Origin of the sequence: Mesorhizobium sp. M0239, from assembly GCF_040321815.1 — a bacterium.
Lineage (GTDB): Bacteria > Pseudomonadota > Alphaproteobacteria > Rhizobiales > Rhizobiaceae > Mesorhizobium.
Genome location: NZ_JAMYSG010000024.1, coordinates 44,601 through 65,136, shown reverse-complemented (window position 1 = coordinate 65,136; position 20,536 = coordinate 44,601). Strand labels below are relative to the sequence as shown.

Annotated in this window: 24 protein-coding genes; 9 read left to right on the top strand and 15 right to left on the bottom strand. The window is 61.9% G+C overall.

Going from position 1 to position 20,536, the window contains the following annotated elements:
• Positions 1 to 8: 8 nt before the first annotated feature.
• Entirely contained in the window at positions 9 to 995 is a 987-nt protein-coding gene (locus NKI99_RS23845; protein WP_023813930.1) for an ABC transporter ATP-binding protein, read from the top strand.
• 138 nt (positions 996 to 1,133) lie between these two features.
• Entirely contained in the window at positions 1,134 to 1,436 is a 303-nt protein-coding gene (locus NKI99_RS23840) for a DUF982 domain-containing protein (RefSeq protein ID WP_023813931.1), read from the top strand.
• Between the two features lie 107 nt (positions 1,437 to 1,543).
• Here the strand turns inward: NKI99_RS23840 and NKI99_RS23835 are convergent, their stop codons facing one another.
• Genes NKI99_RS23835 through NKI99_RS23825 form a run of 3 tightly spaced genes read right to left on the bottom strand, consistent with a single transcriptional unit; the run spans position 1,544 to position 4,202 of the window.
• Positions 1,544 to 2,359, bottom strand: a complete 816-nt coding sequence (locus NKI99_RS23835; protein WP_502900177.1) for a DUF1194 domain-containing protein — start codon at positions 2,357 to 2,359, stop codon at positions 1,544 to 1,546.
• Positions 2,360 to 2,389: 30 nt separating this feature from the next.
• Positions 2,390 to 3,220 (bottom strand): hypothetical protein, encoded by an 831-nt coding sequence (locus NKI99_RS23830; RefSeq protein WP_245273307.1) that lies wholly within the window; start codon positions 3,218 to 3,220, stop codon positions 2,390 to 2,392.
• Complete coding sequence (locus tag NKI99_RS23825; protein ID WP_023813935.1) at positions 3,204 to 4,202, bottom strand: DMT family transporter; 999 nt, start codon at positions 4,200 to 4,202, stop codon at positions 3,204 to 3,206. Before NKI99_RS23825 ends, NKI99_RS23830 begins: the two co-directional genes overlap by 17 nt.
• Before the next feature lie 151 nt (positions 4,203 to 4,353).
• Between NKI99_RS23825 and NKI99_RS23820 the strand changes: the two genes are divergently transcribed.
• Positions 4,354 to 6,336: a BTAD domain-containing putative transcriptional regulator gene (locus NKI99_RS23820; RefSeq protein WP_352612257.1), complete on the top strand. Its 1,983-nt coding sequence runs from the start codon at positions 4,354 to 4,356 to the stop codon at positions 6,334 to 6,336.
• A gap of 242 nt (positions 6,337 to 6,578) precedes the next feature.
• Positions 6,579 to 7,577: a tRNA dihydrouridine(20/20a) synthase DusA gene (dusA, locus tag NKI99_RS23815; RefSeq protein WP_352612255.1), complete on the top strand. Its 999-nt coding sequence runs from the start codon at positions 6,579 to 6,581 to the stop codon at positions 7,575 to 7,577.
• A 10-nt stretch (positions 7,578 to 7,587) separates the two neighbouring features.
• Here dusA and NKI99_RS23810 read toward each other — a convergent pair whose 3' ends face one another.
• Together NKI99_RS23810 and NKI99_RS23805 are read right to left on the bottom strand one after the other, a co-directional pair.
• Positions 7,588 to 8,292, bottom strand: coding sequence for a TIGR02281 family clan AA aspartic protease (locus NKI99_RS23810; protein WP_023813938.1), 705 nt, complete (start codon positions 8,290 to 8,292; stop codon positions 7,588 to 7,590).
• A gap of 7 nt (positions 8,293 to 8,299) precedes the next feature.
• Positions 8,300 to 8,533 carry a DUF1289 domain-containing protein gene (locus NKI99_RS23805; RefSeq protein WP_031213804.1) on the bottom strand — a complete coding sequence of 78 codons (234 nt, stop codon included), beginning with the start codon at positions 8,531 to 8,533 and terminating at the stop codon, positions 8,300 to 8,302.
• A gap of 197 nt (positions 8,534 to 8,730) precedes the next feature.
• Here NKI99_RS23805 and NKI99_RS23800 point away from each other — a divergent pair, with 197 nt between their 5' ends.
• Positions 8,731 to 9,729: a nicotinate-nucleotide--dimethylbenzimidazole phosphoribosyltransferase gene (locus tag NKI99_RS23800; protein ID WP_352442446.1), complete on the top strand. Its 999-nt coding sequence runs from the start codon at positions 8,731 to 8,733 to the stop codon at positions 9,727 to 9,729.
• 12 nt (positions 9,730 to 9,741) lie between these two features.
• On the opposite strand, the gene NKI99_RS23795 is transcribed toward NKI99_RS23800, so the two are convergent.
• Complete coding sequence (locus tag NKI99_RS23795; protein ID WP_352612253.1) at positions 9,742 to 10,272, bottom strand: GNAT family N-acetyltransferase; 531 nt, start codon at positions 10,270 to 10,272, stop codon at positions 9,742 to 9,744.
• Positions 10,273 to 10,322: 50 nt separating this feature from the next.
• Positions 10,323 to 11,843, bottom strand: coding sequence for a sensor histidine kinase (locus NKI99_RS23790; RefSeq protein ID WP_352442420.1), 1,521 nt, complete (start codon positions 11,841 to 11,843; stop codon positions 10,323 to 10,325).
• Between the two features lie 75 nt (positions 11,844 to 11,918).
• Between NKI99_RS23790 and NKI99_RS23785 the strand changes: the two genes are divergently transcribed.
• The 4 genes from NKI99_RS23785 (at position 11,919) to NKI99_RS23770 (ending at position 14,415) form a co-directional block, all read left to right on the top strand.
• Positions 11,919 to 12,539 carry a thermonuclease family protein gene (locus NKI99_RS23785; RefSeq protein WP_127297290.1) on the top strand — a complete coding sequence of 207 codons (621 nt, stop codon included), beginning with the start codon at positions 11,919 to 11,921 and terminating at the stop codon, positions 12,537 to 12,539.
• 43 nt (positions 12,540 to 12,582) lie between these two features.
• A complete protein-coding gene (locus NKI99_RS23780) occupies positions 12,583 to 13,194 on the top strand; it encodes a glutathione S-transferase (RefSeq protein WP_352442421.1) in 612 nt (203 codons plus the stop codon).
• The gene (locus NKI99_RS23775; RefSeq protein ID WP_352612298.1) at positions 13,134 to 13,814 is read left to right on the top strand and encodes a uracil-DNA glycosylase family protein; all 681 of its coding nucleotides are present in this window, start codon (positions 13,134 to 13,136) and stop codon (positions 13,812 to 13,814) included. Before NKI99_RS23780 ends, NKI99_RS23775 begins: the two co-directional genes overlap by 61 nt.
• Before the next feature lie 109 nt (positions 13,815 to 13,923).
• Positions 13,924 to 14,415, top strand: coding sequence for an Lrp/AsnC family transcriptional regulator (locus NKI99_RS23770; RefSeq protein WP_006205209.1), 492 nt, complete (start codon positions 13,924 to 13,926; stop codon positions 14,413 to 14,415).
• A 20-nt stretch (positions 14,416 to 14,435) separates the two neighbouring features.
• Here the strand turns inward: NKI99_RS23770 and NKI99_RS23765 are convergent, their stop codons facing one another.
• The 8 genes from NKI99_RS23765 to mobA all read right to left on the bottom strand — a co-directional run bounded on the left by NKI99_RS23765 (position 14,436) and on the right by mobA (position 20,521).
• The gene (locus NKI99_RS23765) at positions 14,436 to 15,005 is read right to left on the bottom strand and encodes a DUF3299 domain-containing protein (RefSeq protein ID WP_023813946.1); all 570 of its coding nucleotides are present in this window, start codon (positions 15,003 to 15,005) and stop codon (positions 14,436 to 14,438) included.
• A gap of 133 nt (positions 15,006 to 15,138) precedes the next feature.
• The gene (locus NKI99_RS23760; RefSeq protein ID WP_352442422.1) at positions 15,139 to 15,843 is read right to left on the bottom strand and encodes a DNA alkylation repair protein; all 705 of its coding nucleotides are present in this window, start codon (positions 15,841 to 15,843) and stop codon (positions 15,139 to 15,141) included.
• 9 nt (positions 15,844 to 15,852) lie between these two features.
• Positions 15,853 to 16,722, bottom strand: coding sequence for an NAD(P)-dependent oxidoreductase (locus NKI99_RS23755; RefSeq protein ID WP_352552222.1), 870 nt, complete (start codon positions 16,720 to 16,722; stop codon positions 15,853 to 15,855).
• Positions 16,723 to 16,828: 106 nt separating this feature from the next.
• Positions 16,829 to 17,650: an ABC transporter permease gene (locus tag NKI99_RS23750; RefSeq protein WP_128303652.1), complete on the bottom strand. Its 822-nt coding sequence runs from the start codon at positions 17,648 to 17,650 to the stop codon at positions 16,829 to 16,831.
• Positions 17,647 to 18,366 (bottom strand): ABC transporter permease, encoded by a 720-nt coding sequence (locus tag NKI99_RS23745; RefSeq protein ID WP_128303653.1) that lies wholly within the window; start codon positions 18,364 to 18,366, stop codon positions 17,647 to 17,649. The genes NKI99_RS23750 and NKI99_RS23745 overlap by 4 nt, the downstream gene beginning before the upstream one ends.
• A 79-nt stretch (positions 18,367 to 18,445) precedes the next feature.
• Complete coding sequence (locus NKI99_RS23740; RefSeq protein ID WP_027036615.1) at positions 18,446 to 19,231, bottom strand: ABC transporter substrate-binding protein; 786 nt, start codon at positions 19,229 to 19,231, stop codon at positions 18,446 to 18,448.
• 157 nt (positions 19,232 to 19,388) lie between these two features.
• Positions 19,389 to 19,898, bottom strand: coding sequence for a molybdopterin-guanine dinucleotide biosynthesis protein B (mobB, locus tag NKI99_RS23735; RefSeq protein WP_352612251.1), 510 nt, complete (start codon positions 19,896 to 19,898; stop codon positions 19,389 to 19,391).
• On the bottom strand, positions 19,895 to 20,521 hold the full coding sequence (gene mobA, locus NKI99_RS23730; protein WP_352612249.1) for a molybdenum cofactor guanylyltransferase MobA: 627 nt from the start codon (positions 20,519 to 20,521) through the stop codon (positions 19,895 to 19,897). Before mobA ends, mobB begins: the two co-directional genes overlap by 4 nt.
• Positions 20,522 to 20,536 lie beyond the last annotated feature (15 nt).

The following is a 20,536-nucleotide window of genomic DNA, read 5'->3' as shown; positions in this document are numbered from 1 at the left end:
GCGGACCGATGATCGACAAGAACCGCCCAATCCTCGAGACGCGTTCGCTGGGCAGGCGCTTTTCCATCGGCAGCCGCTTTTCTGCCGAGGGCAAGCGAACCGTCCATGCGGTCGACAATGTTTCCCTGACCGTGTGGCGCGGCGAGACGGTTGGGCTGGTCGGCGAATCCGGATGCGGCAAGTCCACGCTGGCGCGCTGTCTGGTGAGGCTCTACGACATATCGGACGGCGAGCTTCTGTTCGAAGGCAACGACATCACCTCGAAGTCGCTGTCTGAACTCAGGCCGCTGCGGCGGCGCCTGCAAATGGTTTTCCAGGATCCGTCGGCATCGCTCAATCCGCGCCGGCGCGTCGGCGACCTGGTGGCCGAGCCGCTGCGCATCCATGGCAGGCTCTCGTCGAGCGAGATCACCAAACGCGTGGCGGAACTGTTCGACCTTGTCGGCTTGCTGCCGGATCACGTCATGCGGTTTCCGCACGAATTTTCCGGCGGACAACGCCAGCGCGTCGGCATCGCGCGGGCTATTGCATTGAATCCGGACCTTGTGGTCCTGGACGAACCCGTCTCTGCGCTCGACGTGTCGGTGCAGGCGCAAATCGTCAACCTGCTCGCCGATCTGCAGGAGAAGCTCAACCTCACTTACATCTTCATCGCCCACGACCTGTCTGTGGTACGTCAGGTTTCAACCCGCATCGCGGTCATGTATCTCGGCTCGATCGTCGAAGAAGGGCCGGCGGAAGAAGTGTTTGCAGCACCAGCCCATCCCTATAGCCAGGCGCTGATCTCGGCGGTTCCCGTCGTGGAGACGACGCCCGGTGGGACGCGCAAGCGCATCATCCTCACCGGCGACGTACCGAGCCCGCTGAACCCTCCAACCGGCTGCCGTTTCCATCCCCGATGCCCGATCGCGGCGGAGCGCTGCCGTTCGGAGCGGCCGCAGTTACGGGAATACCGGCCCGGTCGCAAAGTCGCCTGCCACTTCCCCACGATGTAGGCGACACTCACCACCGCACGGGTGATCGCCTTCGCCTGACAGATTTCTAAAAAATTCCATTTTTGCCTGGAACCAACCGGCTATTGGCGCGTTTGGTGGGGTTCGATCGAGCGCATTGCGGTCGACCGGGAGGAAACGATGGATCAATTGCATTTCTTTTCGCCCGTGCGGATTTCGCGCGGGCAGGGACACCCTTTGGAAGAAATCGATAGTGTTGCCGAAGCCATGATGTTCTTGCGGAAATGGCCGACGGGACGGCGCGGTCCGGTTTATCAGTGCGCGCTGAATTGTTGCTCGGCCGCCTTGTCGGGCCAGATGTCGGCCGAGGAAGCTAGGAAAGCGTTCACCGGCTTTGCCCGCATCACGCGTCTTCTCGATGACGACATGGCGTTGCCGGTGCCCGGCGAAAGCAAGGCAAGCATACACGCGTTGCGGCGATAGGCTGTTGTCCTGACGGTCCCCACAAGGTCCCGCGCTGCAGCGGGCCGGGCTCTCGTTGTGCAATGCGCTCGGATGGCGCGTCGAAAGTTCGTCCTGTATGGCACACTTCACAGCGGACGGTCGTCGATCATGCTTACTTCAGTCACGAGCTTGCGGCGAAGCGCCATCGTGTAGTCGTCTGGCCCCTTCGGCGTCATGACGAAGGCCTGGGAACCGCCAATGACCGATTCTGCAAAATAGGATGCCAGAGGTTCGTCGGGACTCTCATCCTCCGTCGGGATGGCGATGGCATTGATCGTATATCCCTTGGCTATGGCGTTCGACCTGCTCGGTTGGACGGGAAGCCCGTCGTTGTTCTCGCCGTTGGAGGAGATATCGATGACTTTCTTGGCTGCCTTTCCCGGAAACTGGTCGAGCAGGAGACTGCCGATGTCGATAGCCGAGGAAACGGATGTTCCGCCTCGCCCTCTGCGGATGAAGCCGGTATCGCCTTTCCTGCTGATCACCGCAGCCGCCGCTTTGGCATCTTCCAGTCCGCAGATGCTTGTCCACGGCAGCACGATGCGCGCGTGTCCGGGGCTCGACCATTCAAAGTAGGCAATGCCGATGCAGCCAACGTAATTCCGGCTGATGGCGGCGATGATCTCTGGCGAGGTGAGTGCCGCGGCATGTCCCTCGCGTTGCATATCGGCGATCTTTGGATCGATTGACGACGAGAAATCGACCGCGAACACGATAGCGACGTCAACGTTCGCGGCATGGGCAGAGATCGCCCAAAACATCGAAGCTGCGACTATTCCTGTCACTCTCGAGATTGAACTGACCGGCGTCAGAATGCCCCAACCTTTCGTCCGTACCCGTTCACGAAAGGATAGGGGGCCGGCGTCCTGATGATATACACTGCCAAACATGTCATTCTCCATCTCGACATCCGGTCGTTTCAAAAAGCGAGCTCAACATGTGGAAATTTGGCGGGGCGCCTTGGCACCCACCCCGAACAGCAGCAGATCGGCCTTGGTCCACAAAAGATAACAGCCGAGCAAGGTCAGTGGCATGGCGAGTGCCGCGAAGGACCCGCCCGACCAGACCTCCGGCAGAGCTCGGCCGAGGGCGACGGTCGTCGCCAGCATTGCCGGCAACCGGCTGGCGAGCACCGCACTGCGGAACGGATCGGGCCAAGCGGCCGGCCACATCGGAATTGGCGTGCCGGGCCTGTGGAAGGTGCTGCCGAATTTGCCCAGGGCATGGAGCAGGCCAGAGGTCGCCGCAAGCAATGGATCGCCGAGCAGCAACAGGGCAATACCGAGTCCGATCGCACCCAGACCCGACAGGAAGTCGCCCAGACGGTTGAGGGTGGGATCGGGAGCATCCGGCCTTGCCCAGGCCCGGTGATAGGCCTCGCCGCCCCAGAAGAAGACCAGGGTGGTCAAGGTCAGCGCAACAGTGCCATGGCTGCCGGCGAAATATTCGATCACCGCCATGGTGACGCTGCTTCCCTCATGCAAGCCGACCGGCGCGGTAGCAATCTGGATCGCGAGACCGACAATGAGGCCGAGCGCGTTACCGCTGTTGTAATAGCCGCCCGGTCCCTTCATGCGGGCGCGAAGCGCCGAAACCAAATGTGCGATAGGAAGAAGGATCGTCCGCGCGTCCATCACTGCGCCCCCACGACAAGTCCTGCCGCCATCGGCAAGGCCACCGCCGCCTGGCTGATCGACGCCACTGGCCCCGTGTCGGGCGGCAGCCGGGGCCGGAATAGGTTTCGCATCACCGGCAAGGGTCATCACATTCCTCCACTGGACCTGAATTGTTGGGGTGACGATCGCCTGCCCAATTTGCGGCGGCAGCTGCAAAGGCAGGGGCCCCGTCGGAGGGTTGAACCGAAGCGGTTCGCAAGGACGTGCGTGCCTGCGGCGCTCGGTTCGACAGTGCCACGGACAGGATCGCACCCAGAATGATGGCGGCACCCAATGCGCTCGCGGACGAGCTCCGCTCGCCGAGAAAGATCGCCGCGCCCAGCGCCCCGAAAACGCTTTCTGCGCTGACGATCACGGCGGCGTGGCTGGCCGGCGTAAAGCGGAGGGCAACCGTCTGTATGCCGAAGGCAATCGCAGTGGAGAACACGCCGAGGATCGCCAGTTCCGGGCCGGCTGCGAATGCGGCGGCCAACGACAGATTGCCTTGCATTGCGCCGAGCGGCAGGGCGAAGGCTGCGGCGCCGAAGAACTGTGTCGCGGCTGCGGTGAACGGCCGCGCATGCACCTGCATGTGCCGGCCCAGCTCGACTGCCCAGAGCGCATAGCAGGCAGCCGAGAGGACAGCGGTGAGATCGCCACTGCTGAACCCGGCAATCCCATCCGACAACAGCAGTGCGCCAACAACGGTCAGCCCGGCGGCGACCGTGAGACTCGCTGTCGGACGCTCGCCTGCGAGAAACCAGGCGGCTAGCGGTGTCATTACCGTTGCCGTGCTGACCAGGAAGCTGGCATTGGTGACGGAGGCACTGATATAGCAAAGCTGCTGGAGCGTGATGGAGATGGCAAACAGCGCGCCCACCTTGGCCAAGCTGGAAAAATAGTCCGGCCCGAGCGAAAGCCGCCTCTCCATCAAGACAAAGGGCAGCACAAGCAGCCCGCCGATCAGGCAGCGCAGACCCACCGCACTCAGCGCGTCGAGATGCACAAGCACCATCTTTTGCGAGACATTGCCGAAGCCCCACAAAGCGGCTGCGAATAGCAGCAGCAAATTGGCTCTTGTCCTGGACACGCGTCCCCCTCGAACCAAGCCTTTCGTTGACTTGGTCACTTTAATTTAGCAAAGCCTAAACAGCCTGCCGTTACGGCAGCGCTTGAGCGCGAAGGCCGACTGTTGCGAAGCGTTAGTTTTGAGTTAGGATTTCGTCAGGCTGGGATAGCAAATGCAAAGTGAGGACAGGGGCGCTGCAAATAGAATCTCACTCTTCGGCGGTTTCCGGATTGAAAATGAAACGGCCGGTCCGCTTCGGCTGACCGGGAAACGAGGGCCGGCAATCATCGCCTATCTGGCCCGGTGTCCGGGCATGGCGGCGACGCGGGAGAGGCTGGCTGACCTCCTATGGGGCGACAGTGACGGCGAACATTCGCGCAACAGCCTTCGGCAAGCCCTCAGTGTCCTGCGCCAGGATCTGGCGCGAGAAGGGGTGGATCTCATCCATTCCAGCGGTGAGCTGATCGCCCTGAGGCCAGAGGCCTTTCAAATCGACGTGGAGAAGTTCGAAACGGGTCTCTCGGCCCGTTCCGCTCAGGACCTCGCGAAGGCCTTGGCGAACTACACCGGGCCCTTCCTCGACGGGCTTTATCTGGGAAGCAATGCGTTCGATGACTGGATCACATCGGAACGCGACAGGCTGCTTAGCCGTGCGCTTGAGTCCTTCGAAAAGCTGGCCCGTCTCGTCGACCCCGATGCAGGGCTGATCCTAGCCGATCGTATTTTGGCCATGGAACCGACACGGGAAGAATCCTATCGGCTCAAGATGGAATTGCTCCTTGCATGTGGCCAACGCGACAGGGCAATCAGGACATACGAAGCTTGCAGAAGCATGCTGAAGAAGGAGTTCGGCGTCGAAGCAGGCCCTGAAACGCGGGCGCTTTGGCAATCTCTGTTGCTTGCCGCCGACGACGCCTCAAATGTGCAGTCGACAAGTGGTGTTCCGGCCAGCCAGCGCCTTGGGCGCCCGTCCATCAGCGTTGCCGACTTCGTCAATCTGACCGGAAAGCAAGGCGACGACTTTTTCGCCAAGGGACTTGTCCAGGACATCACGACGGCCCTCTCCGAAGTGGCCGACTATGTCGTGCTCGCCGCGCTTCCGCCCGAGAAGAGCGGCCCGGGCGAAGAAGCCAAGACGCCAGGGATACTCCGGGCGCGATATATGCTCAGCGGCAGCGTCCAGAGATCCGGCAATGGGTTGAGGGTGAATATCCAGCTCGTCGACGCCGCCGGCGGCCACCACGTCTGGGCCCAGAAATTCGACGGCCACTCCGAAAACGCGCTCGAATTCCAGGACAGGATCGCACAGTCTGTTGTTCTTGCCGTGATCCTCGAACTTCAACTGACCAACTGGAAGGTTCGAGACAAAAGCCCGCCGGGTACCCCTGAAGTGCGCAGGCTGGTCAACGAAGCCCTCATGAAATATTTTGAGATGACTCGGGACTCGCTTTTGGTGGGGGTAGAGCTTGCCGAGAAGGCTTTCTCGATAGGTCCCGACAACGCCCGTGCAAAGCGGACGCTCTCGATCGTAATATCCATGGGCGTGGCGTTTGGCGCGCTGCCTCGGGAGCGTGGGGTGATCGAGCGTGCGGTCGAACTCGCGGAAGCCGCGGTGCGGGCGGTACCGGACGATGAAATTGCCCGATGTATCTTGTCGTTCGCTCTCGAAAGTTGCGGTCGTATCGACGAGGCGATCGCCGAATGCCGCCACGCGATCAGCCTCAACCCAAGCTACCCGACTGGCCACGGCGATATTTCGATGCTCTTTGCGTTGCGCGGGCAGGTCGACGAAGCGGTGCGCGAGGCCAACGAAGCAATCCGGCTCGGAACGCACGATGTGATCGACTTCTGGCGCCACCACGGCCTGGTTGTGGCGCTCTTCGCTGGCGGAGACAACCAGCGGGCGCTCGAAGCCGCCCGCAAAGTGGTCAGGACAAAGCCGGGCTTCGTTCGCGGTGCCCTTTATTGGGCCGCGACCGCGTCGGCCACCGGGAACAACGAAGAAGCGTCCCGAGCCATCCACCATTGCCTGTCACAACTTCCGCATCTCAATCTGAGCAATGTCTGCCCTGGCTTTGTGCCGCGCTATGTGAAGGATCATCACCATTCCCGGTTCCTTGAGATGCTGTCGAGGGCTGGCCTTCCCAGTTCCTAGCCACATCTTTGGCGCAGACACCATCATACGAAACTGGAGGGTTCCATCCTCCGCCCAGGCATCGAAAGCAGATGACGCGTTGGCAATTCCGGCCAGGTCGACCTATAAGCTACCCCTGCGATTGAGCTAGTCGCGCCGCACGCCGTCGCGCCAGCCAGTCATCCGCCGAATTTGCGGCTTGGCCTATCATGGCACGTGATAGAGTTCATACGATACGATTTAACCTATTGAAGTTACTAAATATGCAAGAGTATCAAAGGTTTAGGATAGCCATAGCCCCGATGATGGACTGGACGGACCGGCATTGCCGGTTCTTCCACCGCCAGTTGACGAGCCATGCACTGCTTTACACCGAGATGGTGGTGGCCGACGCGGTCATTCACGGCGCGCGCGAGCGGCTGCTCGGCTTCGATGCGACGGAACATCCGGTCGCGCTGCAGCTCGGCGGCTCTGATCGTGAAAAGCTCGCCGAGGCTGCCCGCATCGGCGAGGCTTTTGGCTATGACGAGATCAACCTCAATGTCGGCTGTCCGTCGGACCGCGTTCAGTCGGGCACGTTCGGCGCCTGCCTGATGAAGGTGCCGGACCTCGTCGCCGGCTGCGTCGCAGCGATGAAGGCGGCGGTGACAATTCCCGTCACCGTCAAATGCCGCATCGGCGTCGACGAGCAGGACCCGGAACCAGCCCTCGATGCGCTGGCGGATGGGGTTTTCGATGCCGGCGCCGACGCGTTGTGGGTGCATGCACGCAAGGCGTGGCTGGAAGGGCTGAGTCCCAAGGAAAACCGAGACATCCCGCCGCTCGATTACAGCAGAGTCTATCGACTGAAGGCAAAAAAGAACAACAAATTCATAGGCATAAATGGTGGAATTCAGTCGATTGAAGAGGCCCAGGCGCATCTCGACCATGTCGATGGCGCCATGCTTGGCCGCGCCGCCTACCACACGCCCGGCATTCTGGCCGGCGTCGATGCCGCTTTCTACGGCGTCCAGTCCGAGCCGTTCGATTTTGCCGCGCTGATCGATACCATGGCGGACTATGCGGCACGCCATATCGAGCAGGGTGGCCGGCTTGGCCATGTCACCCGCCATATGGTCGGACTGTTCCATGGCCTGCCCGGTGCGCGCCGCTACCGGCAGATCCTGTCCACCGACGCGACAAAACCCGGCGCCGGCCCGGACGTGCTGAAGACGGCTTTCGCGGCCGTCGAGTTCGGTGGAGCAGCAGCCGAAGCGGCTTGAGTTTTGGAGATCAATCCCTGAGGATCATGCGGTCGCCGCGCACGTCAAAACCCGACAATGAACCGATGAAGTTCATGCCGAGCAGGCTCTGGCTGAGCATGCCGGGTGCGGCGATCATCACCGACATATCCCTGCGCATGATGCCGCCGATCGCAATCTGATCGGTTTTCACGGCCGCGGCGCGTGCCATGCCGTTGGCGGTCGAAACCGGTATGGTGTAGTTGAGCGCGGCCGGATTGAATCCGGCGGCCTGCGCATCCTGTGACGTCAGCACGGTGCTGGTTGCACCCGTATCCACCACGGCCCGGACCGGGTTGCCGTTGACCAGGATGCGCGCTTCGAAATGGCCGTTGTCGGCCTTGTCGAGCGTCACCGTGGCGTGACCGTCTTCGACGCCGAGCGCAAGCGGGCTGCCGGGAACAAGGCCCGCGGTCACCCGGCTGGCGACATCCTGCAACTCATAGCGATATTGGTAGCCAGCGATCAGCGCGAGTGCGATCGCCGCCCAGGCGCCGAGGTTGCGGGCCATGGCGCCCAGGGGCCGGCCCGAGCGAAGCAGGCCGGCGCCGACAAGGGCGCCAAAGGCGCCGAGCCAGATCAGTCGGCTGAAATCGTTGTTCTCGACGCCGAGCGTGCTGCCGGCGGAATCGTTGAGCATGAGCAGGACTGCTCCCACCCCGATCGCGGCCATCAAGATCCAGAACAACCGGCTCATCCGCACCTCACGATAGCGCGTCGCGTTCGCGCGTCATGCGGGTGCGGCGCGTTTCCCGGCGCGGCCGGCGCTCGACCGTTTCCAGCCGGGCCGGCAATTGCGCCATGACGCTGCGGCGCGTTTCCGTCGTCATCCCGATCCAGGCGCCGATCTCCTCGCGCGTGCGGCCGCAGCCGAAACAGAAGCCGGTTTTCATGTCGATCGAACAGACCAGGATGCACGGGGATTCGATGGCCGTCATGACTTTCTCTTGGGCTTCCATCCGGAATCCCTTGTTCCACCTCCACATGGTGCAACGGCAAAGCCAATGCAAGCCCTCGCGATTGCGCCCTTCGGGGCCGGCTTTGCGTCAAATGCAGGCCCATCATCCCGGAGGTTGTGCCAACCTCGCAAGGCGGCTATGCCGCTCACCAACTCCAGGGAATGATCGACAACAAGATGACCAGCGCACTGCCTTTCGACGATTTTCGCAACCTGTTGGCCAATCTGCCGACGGCCGACACGGCAGCCGAGACCCGCGTGCGCATGCTGTTTGCCAAGGCCGACAAACCAGGCAATTCGCTTGGCCGTATCGAGGACATCGCCGCGTGGCTGGCAGCCTGGAGCGGGCGGGCCCCGCCCGCGGTGACAAGACCGCTGATGGCGGTCTTTGCCGGCAATCACGGCGTCACGCGCCACGGCATTTCGCCACGGCCGGTGGCGGCGACCGCCAATGCGGTCGAGCTTTGCGCCGCCGGAGGTGCCGCGATCAACCAGATCTGCATCGCCAACGATCTCGGACTGAAGGTCTTCGATCTCGCCCTGCACATCCCGACCGCCGACATCACCGAGGATGCTGCGCTCGACGAGCGTGGCTGTGCCGCCACCATGGCCTTCGGCATGGAAGCGATCGCCGGCGGCACCGACCTTTTGTGTCTCGGCGATCTCGGCGTCGGCAACTCCACCGTCGCCGCCACCCTGTTTGCGGCGCTGTTCGGGGGCAGGGGCGCCGACTGGGTCGGCGCGGGGTCGGGGGCCGATGCGGCCATGCAGGCACGCAAGGCCGACGTGGTCGATGCTGCGCTGGCTTTTCATGACGGCCATCTCGGCGACCCGCTCGAGGCGCTGCGCCGGGTCGGCGGCCGTGAATTCGCAGCAATCGCCGGCGCCATCCTTGCCGCGCGGATGCAGAAAATCCCGCTGCTGCTCGACGGATTGGCCGCCACGGCAGCCGCAGCGGTACTGCATGGCGTCAATCCCACCGCGCTCGATCATTGCCTGCTGGCCAGCCTGTCGCCAGAGCCTGCGCATGCACGCGCCGCCCAACGGCTCGGCCTGCGCCCGTTGCTCGATTTGGGCATCAGCCATGGCGAAGGGGCAGGGGCCGCCCTTGCCGCGGGGCTGGTCAAGGCCGCCGCGCTGACCAGTTCGGGCATGGCTGCGGCAGTACGCGGCTAGAGTCTTGAGGTATTAGCGCCGGAGATTGGGAATGCGATAGACGACAGCGTTGTATTTTGGGTTGGAGCGGCCGCCGACTATTACGCCTCCAAGGCGTTCCGCTATTCTTCTGCTGGCCACGTTCCTTTCGGCAACCGGATATTCGAAGCAGTCCGGTTCAAGTGCCTCGGAGGCCCACTCCGCGACAGCAGCAATTGCCTCTTGGCCAATGCCGTTTCCTTGAGCGTCTTCCCTGATCCAGATCCCGAGTTCGGGACACACGGTCTTCGCTGCATGAAGGCCGACAAGTCCCAGACAGCGATCGTCCGCCAATGCACGCACAACAAAGTGCAAATCCGATCCGTCCTGGATTGGCGTCAGCCAGGATCGCCATACTTTGGCAAAGGCCGCCAGTGATCGAGGTGGTTCCCACTGCATGAAACGGGTGATGGCGGGAGTGATGGCGAAAAAGAGGTCTTCAGCGTCGTCGGCTGTAAACAGCCTCAAGCGAAGGCGGTCCGAGTGGATCTCTATGCCAACGACGTGCCAATCACCTTCTGCCATCGTGGGGCGCCGTCCTTCTTGCTGGCCATCGACACAGTTCGCCGCGACGCTTACCGTCGTCGAGCCGCCACCGCCGCTGTCGGCAGTGCTGGCAGTTCCTCCATCACCCGGCTCAGCGGAAAGATGGCGATCGCCTCGGTCCCTTCGCGCAGCTTGGAATGAAGCTCGAACTCGCCGCCATGCATGGCGAGCAGCCCTTGCACGATCGGCAAGCCAAGCCCGGTGCCTTGCTCGGCGCTCTTGATCGCGATCGAGCCCTGGCCGAAGGCGGAAAGCACGATCGGGATCTCGTCTTCCGGTATGCCCGGACCGTTGTCCTTGATCGAAATGTATTGTCCGCCGCCCGCCGTCCAACCAACGCGGACACGGATTTCACCGCCGGTAGCGGTGAATTTTATCGCATTCGACAGAAGGTTGAGCGTGATCTGTCGCACCGCACGCTCATCAGCGAAAAGGCGCGGCAGTTCGTGCTCGAAATCCTGGACGACCCGGATATCCTTGTTGCGCGCCCTCAACTCCATCATGTGACAGCAGTCCTCGACGATACCAAGCAGCATCACCGGCTCTTCGTTGAGCTGGTAGCGGCCGGCCTCGATGCGCGAGAGGTCGAGGATCTCGTTGATCAGGTCGAGCAGATGCTGGCCGGATTCGTGCACGTCATGGGCGTAGTCGCGATAGGTGGGATTGCTCATCGGCCCCAGCACCTCGTTCGACATCACCTCGGAAAAACCGAGAATGGCGTTGAGCGGTGTGCGCAATTCGTGGCTCATCGAAGCGAGGAACCGCGATTTCGCCAGATTGGCGTCTTCGGCCCGCCGCCGCGCCTCGTCCGACATCGATTTCGCCGTCTCCAGTTCGGCGATCAGCGCATCCTTTTCGGAGCGGAACGACAACATCATCAGGGACGAGTGGTTGAGATGCCGGGCCACATAGGCGAAGAACGGCAGCGACATGACCAGCAGCGCGGCCATGATCGCCTCGACCGGCATCCATAGCTTGGCGCCGGCATAAGCGTAGAGCGCCACGGGAACGGCAAAGGTGGCCAACAGCGCCCCGCGCAGAGACGAGGTCATCACCGCGGTCGCCGCCATGGCGAACAACAGCACCACGGCCTTGACGATGTGGAACGGATCGACCTCGCAGACGCTGCAGCCAAGCCACACAAACCATGCCCAGCCGAGACCGCAAAGGAAATGGCCGATCAGGAATTCCCGTCGTGCTTGCGAAGGGTTGAGGTCGGAAGCTTCCGTGCGCTCGATGCGCCGCGCCATGAAGGCAACGATGGTGTAGCAGGTCAGGGCGAACAGCGCCCAGAGCCCGATCTCGTTGCCGATTCCGGCCAGCCGGCCGGCCGCCGCGATCGACAGGACAAGAAGCGGGATGGCGATGGCGCCGCTGGTCATCGCGCGGGCATGCAGCTTCAACAGTTCGCGATCGAAATCGGGATTGCCGGCCTGCTGCGAAAGACGGTCACGCGTCTTGCGCACCGCGCGCGCCACATCGCTGTTGCGATGAGGTTTCCTGCGGTCCACAATGAACTTGTCCGCTGTGTTCGAGCGTTGCAAGGGCATCAAAACTTCAATTTATGCGAGCAGCGGTTTCCAAGTGTTAAGCTACGTTCGAATGATTAACCAACCGTTTGCCATATGAGCCGCTCATGGTCGCCAAGACCGCGCCGGCGATACGTTGCGCGCCCCAGAAGCCTGTGGCGCCGGCTGGTGGATTACGGGCTTGCCGTCATCATCCTCGGACTGCTGATCCTGCTGGCGGCCCGCCTCGACCGGGTGGAGACACGCAAGACGCAAGGCGTGGCAATCATCAACGACGGCGATTCGATCACGCTTGGCACCGAGCGTATCCGCATGCGCGGCATCGATGCTCCAGAATATACGCAGACCTGCCGCAAGAACGGCGCGGACTATTCCTGCGGCACGCTTGCGCGTCAGTCGCTCGTTCGCCTGATCGCCGGCAAGCCCGTCTCTTGTACCGGCTGGCAGCGTGATCGTTATGGCCGGCTGCTCGGCGACTGCACCGCCGGCGGCAAGAATCTCAACCGCGCGCAGGTCGAGGCCGGCTGGGCGGTTGCCTATGGCGACTTCGAGAGCGAGGAGGCCGTCGCCCGGGCGGGAAAGGCCGGCATCTGGGCGGGAACGTTCGATCAGCCGCAGAACTGGCGAGACAGCCATCACGGGGAAGTCGTCGAGAAGAAGCACGGCACGCTGGCCTCGATCGGCGATGCCGTGCGCGAGATTTTTCGCTTCTGGTGATACGCGTCCTGGAACTGGAACCGAGAACGAACAGGAGGATGGAATGAAACTCTTCGACGGGGGCCGGGCGCCCAATCCACGGCGGGTCCGCGTTTTCCTGGCCGAGAAAGGCATCGAGGTTCCGCAGGTGCCCATCGACATGGGGGCGCTCGAACACAGGCAACAGGCGGTCAGCTCGCGCAATCCCTTGCAACGCCTGCCGGTGCTGGAACTCGACGACGGCACCGTCATCACGGAATCCGTCGCCATCTGCCGTTATTTCGAGGAACTGCATCCCGAACCGGCCCTGTTCGGGCGCGGCGCACTCGGCAAGGCGCAGGTCGAGATGTGGCAGCGACGGATGGAATTCAATTTGCTCAGTTGCGTCACGCAGGCTTTCCGGCACATCCATCCGGCCATGAAGGAATGGGAAATCCCGCAGGTCCCCGAATGGGGTGAGGCCAATAAGCCGAAGGCCGTGGCGTTCCTCAGGCTTCTGGACGGCGAACTGGGCAGCCGGGAGTTCATCGCCGGTGACAGCTATTCGATCGCCGACATCACCGGCCTGATCGCCGTCGACTTCATGAAGCCGGCACGCATCAAGGTGCCGGATGACTGCGCGAATGTGTTGCGCTGGCATCAGGCCGTCTCCAGCCGGCCGAGCGCATCAGCCTGAGAATGACTGTTGAACTCGAAAACCTCGTCGCCAGGGTCCGCGCCTGCCGTATCTGCGTGGAAAATTCGGCCGGCAAGCCGTTGCCGCATGAGCCACGACCAGTGCTGCGCCCTTCGTCCAGCGCCCGTATCCTGATCGCCAGCCAGGCGCCCGGCACCAAGGTACATCTGTCTGGCATGCCGTTCACCGACGCCTCCGGCGACCGCCTGCGCAGTTGGCTTGGCGTGACGAGCGACGAATTCTACGACATCGAAAAATTCGCCATCGTCCCGATGGGCTTCTGCTTTCCCGGCCAGGATGCCAAGGGGGGAGATCTGCCGCCGAGGCGCGAATGCGCGGCGGCCTGGCGCGCGCCTTTGATGGCCTCGATGCCACGGATCGATCTGGTGCTGACGATCGGCATCTATGCGCAGTCCTGGCACATGGGTGCGGCGCGCCGGCCCTCCCTGACCGAAACGGTCATGGATTGGCGCTCCATCTGGGAGAATTCCGTCGGTCCGAAAGTGCTGCCGCTGCCGCATCCCTCGTGGCGCAACACCGGCTGGCTGAAGAAGAATCCATGGTTTGAAATGGATTTGCTGCCTTTTCTGCGTTCGGAAATCCGATATCGCCTCGGCTGACCTTACAGCAAGAAATCACTCGCTTTTCCGTCAATTGGCAGAATTTCTTTCTTGTGAAAGGTCGGAATAAGGGGGAGTATAGCCAATCTATTCCCCTGGGGAGCAAAATATGGACCGCCTCGATAGAAAAATTCTCCGCCTTTTGCAGGAGGACGCGACACTAGCGGTCGCCGACGTCGCCAAGAAAGTCGGGCTGTCGACAACACCTTGCTGGCGGCGCATCCAGAAGCTCGAGGAGGAAGGCGTCATCAAGCGGCGCGTTGCCATTCTCGACCATGAAAAGGTCAATGTGCGCGTCACCGTCTTCGTGTCGATCCGCACCAATTCGCACAGCCATGAATGGCTGCGGCGTTTCTCGGAAGTCATCCAGGAGTTTCCCGAGGTGGTCGAGTTCTACCGCATGAGCGGTGACGTCGATTATCTGCTGCGGGTCGTGGTTCCCGACATCGCCGCCTATGACGCCTTCTACAAGCGGCTGATCGCCAAGATCGAAATCCGTGACGTGTCGTCGTCCTTCGCCATGGAGCAGATCAAGTACACGACCGAAATCCCGCTCGACTACATGGTGCTGGACAAGGAATCGGGTGCCAACGCCGCCTGAGCTGCAGCAGGTTGTCCTGCTTAGTTCTTCTTTTTGTTGAGGAAACTCCAGGGCGAATTGACCGGCAGGGTGACGGTGTCCGGTACGCTGCCGACGGCGACCACGTCTGCCTTGCGGACGCTGTAGCCAGACTGGATGACGCTGACGCCGTCGAGGATGAACAGCTGGCTCTTCTCCATGTCCGGCTTCAGCGCGCCGGTGACCGCGACCGGCTGATAGGCCTCGGAGATTTTGTAGGGACGTGCCGGCGTGACCAGCACGATCTGGTTGGGGGGCGGCGTTGGCATGTGGCTGCACGCACCCGTCCACGGCACCAGCAGGAACTGATAGACAAGATCGCCGTCGCGATCGACCGGCAATGCGTAGCCGGCTAGCTGAATGCTTTTGTCCTGCAGGTTGAGGGACAGCGTCTCGCCATGGTCGGGCAATTTTGCCGCGATCATCGGCAGCCCGACGTTTTCGGCGGCGGATTGCGTAGCCGGACGCAGATCCTTCCAGAATATGTGCGCGGTCTCGGCCGAGGCATCGGTGGCCGCGGACACAAACAATGCCGCTGCGAAGGCCAGGATTGATTTGGGAGGATTGCTCATTGGCCGCGTCCATTTGAAGCTCAAGTAAAGACGCCGCTGTCAACGACGTCAACGCTCCCGCCGCATCACATGTCGGTAGCCGCATCACATATCGGCGAGATCCAGACATGCCGGAAAGCGAAATCCCGCGCCGTCAGCCTTTCCTGGCGACGATCCGCGCGAGCGTCTTGGCATTGGACAGCTCCCTTACGGCGTCCTTGCCGATCCAGCGCGCCGTCTTGTCTGCCGACTGCGCCAATCGTTCGGCGACAGCCAGGGCAGCGCCGTGCATGTCCATTGATCGTTTGCCGATCGACCGAAGCGCCCAGTTCACGGCTTTCTTCACGAAATTGCGGCTGTCGTTGGCATGCGTTTCGATGATCGGCAGGAAGGCGAGGAAGGTCGTCTCCGGCTCCTTCTTCCGGTGGACGACAGACCAGGCCATCATGGCAAAGGCCGTGCGCCGAACGAATTCCCGCTCGTCCGCCGCGAACTCGGCGATCAGTTCTTTCCAGGCGTCCGTGTCGACAAAGAGGTCGGAGACGCCGTCGACGATGTCCCAGGAGTCGAAGCTGGCCGCCCATCGTCTTGCATCTTCAGCAGAAAACCGTTTCGGGTCAGCCGTGACGGAGGCGATGAACTGCGCCTCCATGATGCCGGTGTCCCATAGCTCGAAGGCGCGCTCGTGGTTGCGTCTGATCTTCCTGGCGATCTGCCGCTGCATGCCGTGCGAGATACCAAGCGCACGGTCGATCTTGATGCCGTAGCGCAACATGCCGAGGCGGTTCTCCTCCGACCCGATAGCGCGAAGATGGGCGACGATTTCCGCGGCTGTGGATTGAGGTGAGAGCTCTGCCACGGCGGAAACCTACTTCTCCAGGCGCGCCAGCAGCGAGGACGTGTCCCAGCGCTTGCCGCCCATCGCCTGCACATCCTTGTAGAACTGGTCGACAAGTGCTGTCACCGGCAGTCTGGCGCCATTGCGATCGGCCTCGGCCAGACAGATGCCGAGATCCTTGCGCATCCAGTCGACGGCGAAGCCGAAATCATATTTGCCGGCATTCATTGTCTTGTGGCGGTTCTCCATCTGCCAGGAGCCGGCGGCACCCTTGGAAATCACCTCGATCACCTTCTCGATGTCGAGTCCGGCCTTCTTGCCGAAATGGATGCCTTCGGCCAGGCCTTGGACGAGGCCGGCTATGGTGATCTGGTTGATCATCTTGGTGAGCTGGCCGGCACCGGCCGACCCCATCAAGCCGACCATGCGGGCAAAAGCGTCGATAACAGGCTTCGCTCTGTCGAAAGCGTCCTGCTCGCCGCCGACCATGACGGTCAGCACGCCGTTCTCGGCGCCGGCCTGGCCGCCCGAGACAGGCGCATCGAGAAACGAAAACCCGCCGGCTTCCGCCGCCGCAGCTAGCTCGCGAGCGACCTCGGCCGAGGCCGTGGTGTTGTCGATGAAGACCGAACCCTTCTTCATCGATTTGAAGGCGCCTTCCGGACCGGTCGTCACCGAACGCAGATCGTCGTCATTGCCGACACAGGAGAAGACAAAATCCTTGCCCTCGGCGGCCTGTGCTGGCGTCGCCGCAAGGCTACCGCCATGCTGGCCAACCCATTGCTCGGCCTTGGCCTTGGTGCGGTTGTAGACGGTGACATCATGGCCACCCTTGTTCTTCAAGTGCCCGGCCATCGGATAGCCCATCACGCCAAGACCGAGAAATGCAACAGATGCCATGAGCTTGCCCTTCAGAAACGGAATTTGCTGCGAAAGCTCTAGGCTCTGCGCTCAATTCGTCAAGACGCGTAGGGCAGGATCGGCTGGTGCAGCTGAATTGAAATAGTCAGCGTTTCAGGTGAACGGTGATCCGGCGCTCGATCCATTCGACGCCATGGCGCAATATCTCGACCATCACCAGATAGACGAGCGCGACCCAGATATAGGCCTGGATGTCGAACGAGTTGGCGAAGGCGAGCTTTGCATTGCCCATCAGATCATAGACCGTGATGATGGCGACGATGGCGGACGCCTTGACCATCAGGATCAGTTCGTTGCCATAGGGCCGCAAGGCGACGATCAGTGCTTGCGGCAGGATGATCTTGCGCAACGTCTGCAATTTGTGCAGGCCAAGCGAGGCAGCGCCTTCCCACTGCCCACGAGGCACGCTCTCGATGGCGCCGCGCAGAATCTCGGCCTGATAGGCGGCGGTGTTGAGCGCAAAGGCAAAGACGCCGCAATTGAACGCGTCCTTGAAAAAGTCCCAGAGGCCGATCGACTGGAGTTCGATCCTGAATGAGCCCAGTCCGTAATAGACGAGATAAGTCTGGACCAGCAGCGGCGTGCCGCGGAAGAAATAGACGTAGCAATAGGCGAGGCCGGACAGGATCCGGTTCTTGGACATGCGCCCGTAAGCGACGGGCACCGACAGAATCGCGCCGAGCACCATCGATATGGAAACCAGCGCGAGCGTAACCCCAAGCCCGCTCAAATAAGCCGGCGCATATTTGGCGAAGAAATCGGGATTCCAGGCAAGGAAGAGATAGCTGACGATGCCAATGCCGAACAAAATCCATAGGCAGACCAGCGCGTAACCGGCGATACGCCTGCGCGGCCAGCCGCGCGCCCGTGGCGGCGGCCGTTCGACCATTGTGGCCGTGGCGCTCATCGCTGCGCCTCCTGCCGACCAAGCGAGCGCAGAATAGCGCTGGTGGCGAAGGACGACAGGACGGCCAGGGCAAGAAAGACCAGGGAGGCGACGCCGAAGAACAGGAAAGCGTGCTTGGTGACACGGGCGGCAATGCTGGCATTGCGCAGCGTCTCGGCCAGGCCGACGACCGACACCAGCGACGTGTCCTTGAGCAGGCTGAGCCAGCAATTCTCCAGGCCGGGGAACGCGATGCGCAGCAGCTGCGGCACGATCACCTTGCGCATGGTCAGCCAGTTCGAAAGACCGATGGCATAGCCGCCCTCGTATTGGCCTTTGGGAATGGCGCGGAAGGCGGAAAGAAAAACCTCGCTGGCATAGGACGAGAAGATCAGCGCAAGCACGATCATGCCGGCGACGAAGCTGTTGACGTCGATGGTGGTGTCCGGCCGGAAATACCTGACGAGATGCTGCAGCAGGATCGGCATGCCGAAGAAGAACAGGAAAAGCGTCACCAATTCCGGCAGACCGCGAAAGACGGTGGTGTAGATGTTGGCGGCAAGGCGCAACGAGGGTTCTTCGGACTGCTTGGCGAGTGCAATGAAAAAGCCGATCGTCAATCCGATGGGCAGCGTGGCAAGCGCAAGCGCAATGGTGATCAGTGCGCCATAGGCAATATCGTCAAGCCAGCCTTCGGGTCCCCAACTGAGAAGTGTCCATATGCTCTGGGCTGGCATCGATCGGTCTTATCCCCACGGCATTCCCAAGATGAACAGAAGACGGCGGGGGAATTCCCCGCCGTCTTGACCGTATTTATCAGGACTCGGCGCCGTAGACGTCGAACTTGAAGTACTTGTCGTTGATTTCCTTGTATTTTCCATTGGCGCGAATGGCGTCGATGGCCGAGTTGAGCTTGTTGACCAGGTCGGTTTCGCCCTTGCGCACGGCAATACCGGCGCCAGGCCCGAAGATCTCGACCGGCTGCGGCGAAGGTTGGCCGAGGATCTTGCAGCAGGCGCCGTCAGGCGAATCCAGAAACTGCTGCAGCACGACAATATCGTCCTCGATGGCGTCGAGACGGCCATTGGCAAGATCTGCCTGCTCCTCGGGGCTGCTCGGATAGCCCTTCACGGTGCTGTCGGTGTAGGTCTTCGAGGCATAGTTGAAATGCGTCGTGGTGGTGGCGACGCCGATGGTCTTGCCGGCGAGATCTTCCTTGGTCACGCCTTTCAGCGTGCTGTCCTTCGGCACGGCGAGAGCCGACGGCGTGTTGTAGTATTTGTGCGAGAAGTCGACCTTTTCCATCCGCTCCGGCGTGATCGACATCGAGGCGACGATGGCGTCGAACTTGCCGGCCTGAAGGGCGGGAATGATGCCGTCCCAATCCTGGGCGACGAAGGTGCACTTGACCTTCATCTCGTCACAAAGCGCCTTGGCGATGTCGATGTCGAAGCCCACGAGCTGGCCATCGGCCGTGAGATTGTTGAATGGTGGGTAGGCGCCTTCGGTGCCGATCCTCAGGGTCTTTTCCTGGGCCTGGGCGACGCCGAGCGTCAGCAGCGCGGCCGATGCGGCAAGCGCGATACGCAGTGAAATACGCATGATGGTCCTCTCTTTATGGTCCCGGCCGTCGTTCCGAACGGCTCTGTGGGGCGGTGCTTTTGACCGCCCGCTGGCGCGATACTCCCACTCTTTCCAAGAAAAAAGCAACTGCAAAACCGTAAAAATGGGCAAGGCTATTCTGCCGTTGCGTCAGCGCTCAAGCAACGAGCCCAGTGGTGCGTTCGATGAAGTCGGCTATCGATTTTGCATCGTCGAGATCGAATACCGGCAGCAGCTCGCCTTCAATCGCAAAATCGGCGGCGACAGCGACGATGTTGGGATCCTCCGCCGAAAGCGGCGTGCGGTCCTTCGCATCCAGCCGGCGGGTTTCGATCTTGTCATGGGCTTCGCGCTTGTAGCCCTCGACCAGCACAAGGTCGCAAGGGGCAAGCCGCGACAGGACAGTCTCCAATGTCGGCTCATCCTCGCCGCGCAGTTCGTGCATCAGTGCCCAGCGAACGCCGGAGACGATCGCGACTTCGCTGGCACCGGCCTGCCGGTGGCGGAAACTATCGGCGCCCGGTTTGTCGATGTCGAAATCATGATGGGCGTGTTTCACTGTCGATACCTTCCAGCCGCGCCGGACAAGTTCGGTGACCAGCCTTTCGGTCAAAGTCGTCTTGCCGGAATTCTTCCAGCCGGTGATGCCGAAGACGCGTCTGTTCATGGCTTGATGCTCTGCAACAGACGCTCGGCAGACACAAGATCGTCCGGATCGTTGATGTTGAAGAAAGGGTCGACCCCCGCCGATTGCGGAACCGGGAACTCCACCTCGACAAAACCATGCCGGTCGATGAAAGCCGAAACCCGCCTGTTGTCCTCATCGACCAGAAAGTGCCGCAAGGCATCGCGGCAGCCCGTCGGCCAGAGCGCGAAGGTCGGGTGCCGCTTGCCGGCCGAGCGGGCAACGGCAATCGAACCGGGACTTTGATCGGCGGCCGCAGCCAGACGCTCGACAAGGTCCAACGGCAGGAAAGGCGTGTCGCCGGCAGCGCTGACGATCGCCTTGCAGCCCGGGTTGGCCGCGGCCCATTCGAGGCCGGTCAGGATTCCGGCGAGCGGCCCGGCAAAGCCGGGCACGCTGTCGGCAAGCACCGGCAGTCCAAAGCGCAGGAATCGTGCAGGATCGCCATTGGCGCTGAGCGCCAGCGATTCGATCTGCGGAGTGAAGCGCGACACGACCTGGTCAAGCAGGCAGCCATCGCCAAACGGCAACAGGCCCTTGTCGCCGCCGCCCATCCGTCTCGACTGGCCACCGGCCAGGATGATCCCCGCAATGTCTCGCTTCATGCCACGAAGCCTGTA

What these genes read in the sequence shown, in the direction of transcription:
- NKI99_RS23845 (WP_023813930.1), top strand. Translation starts at nt 9, where the DNA reads ATGATCGACAAGAACCGCCCAATCCTCGAGACGCGTTCGCTGGGCAGG.
- NKI99_RS23840 (WP_023813931.1), top strand. Translation starts at nt 1,134, where the DNA reads ATGGATCAATTGCATTTCTTTTCGCCCGTGCGGATTTCGCGCGGGCAG.
- NKI99_RS23835 (WP_502900177.1), bottom strand. Translation starts at nt 2,359, where the DNA reads ATGGAGAATGACATGTTTGGCAGTGTATATCATCAGGACGCCGGCCCC.
- NKI99_RS23830 (WP_245273307.1), bottom strand. Translation starts at nt 3,220, where the DNA reads ATGACCCTTGCCGGTGATGCGAAACCTATTCCGGCCCCGGCTGCCGCC.
- NKI99_RS23820 (WP_352612257.1), top strand. Translation starts at nt 4,354, where the DNA reads ATGCAAAGTGAGGACAGGGGCGCTGCAAATAGAATCTCACTCTTCGGC.
- dusA (WP_352612255.1), top strand. Translation starts at nt 6,579, where the DNA reads ATGCAAGAGTATCAAAGGTTTAGGATAGCCATAGCCCCGATGATGGAC.
- NKI99_RS23810 (WP_023813938.1), bottom strand. Translation starts at nt 8,292, where the DNA reads ATGAGCCGGTTGTTCTGGATCTTGATGGCCGCGATCGGGGTGGGAGCA.
- NKI99_RS23805 (WP_031213804.1), bottom strand. Translation starts at nt 8,533, where the DNA reads ATGACGGCCATCGAATCCCCGTGCATCCTGGTCTGTTCGATCGACATG.
- NKI99_RS23800 (WP_352442446.1), top strand. Translation starts at nt 8,731, where the DNA reads ATGACCAGCGCACTGCCTTTCGACGATTTTCGCAACCTGTTGGCCAAT.
- NKI99_RS23795 (WP_352612253.1), bottom strand. Translation starts at nt 10,272, where the DNA reads ATGGCAGAAGGTGATTGGCACGTCGTTGGCATAGAGATCCACTCGGAC.
- NKI99_RS23790 (WP_352442420.1), bottom strand. Translation starts at nt 11,843, where the DNA reads ATGCCCTTGCAACGCTCGAACACAGCGGACAAGTTCATTGTGGACCGC.
- NKI99_RS23785 (WP_127297290.1), top strand. Translation starts at nt 11,919, where the DNA reads ATGAGCCGCTCATGGTCGCCAAGACCGCGCCGGCGATACGTTGCGCGC.
- NKI99_RS23780 (WP_352442421.1), top strand. Translation starts at nt 12,583, where the DNA reads ATGAAACTCTTCGACGGGGGCCGGGCGCCCAATCCACGGCGGGTCCGC.
- NKI99_RS23770 (WP_006205209.1), top strand. Translation starts at nt 13,924, where the DNA reads ATGGACCGCCTCGATAGAAAAATTCTCCGCCTTTTGCAGGAGGACGCG.
- NKI99_RS23765 (WP_023813946.1), bottom strand. Translation starts at nt 15,005, where the DNA reads ATGAGCAATCCTCCCAAATCAATCCTGGCCTTCGCAGCGGCATTGTTT.
- NKI99_RS23755 (WP_352552222.1), bottom strand. Translation starts at nt 16,722, where the DNA reads ATGGCATCTGTTGCATTTCTCGGTCTTGGCGTGATGGGCTATCCGATG.
- NKI99_RS23750 (WP_128303652.1), bottom strand. Translation starts at nt 17,650, where the DNA reads ATGAGCGCCACGGCCACAATGGTCGAACGGCCGCCGCCACGGGCGCGC.
- NKI99_RS23745 (WP_128303653.1), bottom strand. Translation starts at nt 18,366, where the DNA reads ATGCCAGCCCAGAGCATATGGACACTTCTCAGTTGGGGACCCGAAGGC.
- NKI99_RS23740 (WP_027036615.1), bottom strand. Translation starts at nt 19,231, where the DNA reads ATGCGTATTTCACTGCGTATCGCGCTTGCCGCATCGGCCGCGCTGCTG.
- mobB (WP_352612251.1), bottom strand. Translation starts at nt 19,898, where the DNA reads ATGAACAGACGCGTCTTCGGCATCACCGGCTGGAAGAATTCCGGCAAG.
- mobA (WP_352612249.1), bottom strand. Translation starts at nt 20,521, where the DNA reads ATGAAGCGAGACATTGCGGGGATCATCCTGGCCGGTGGCCAGTCGAGA.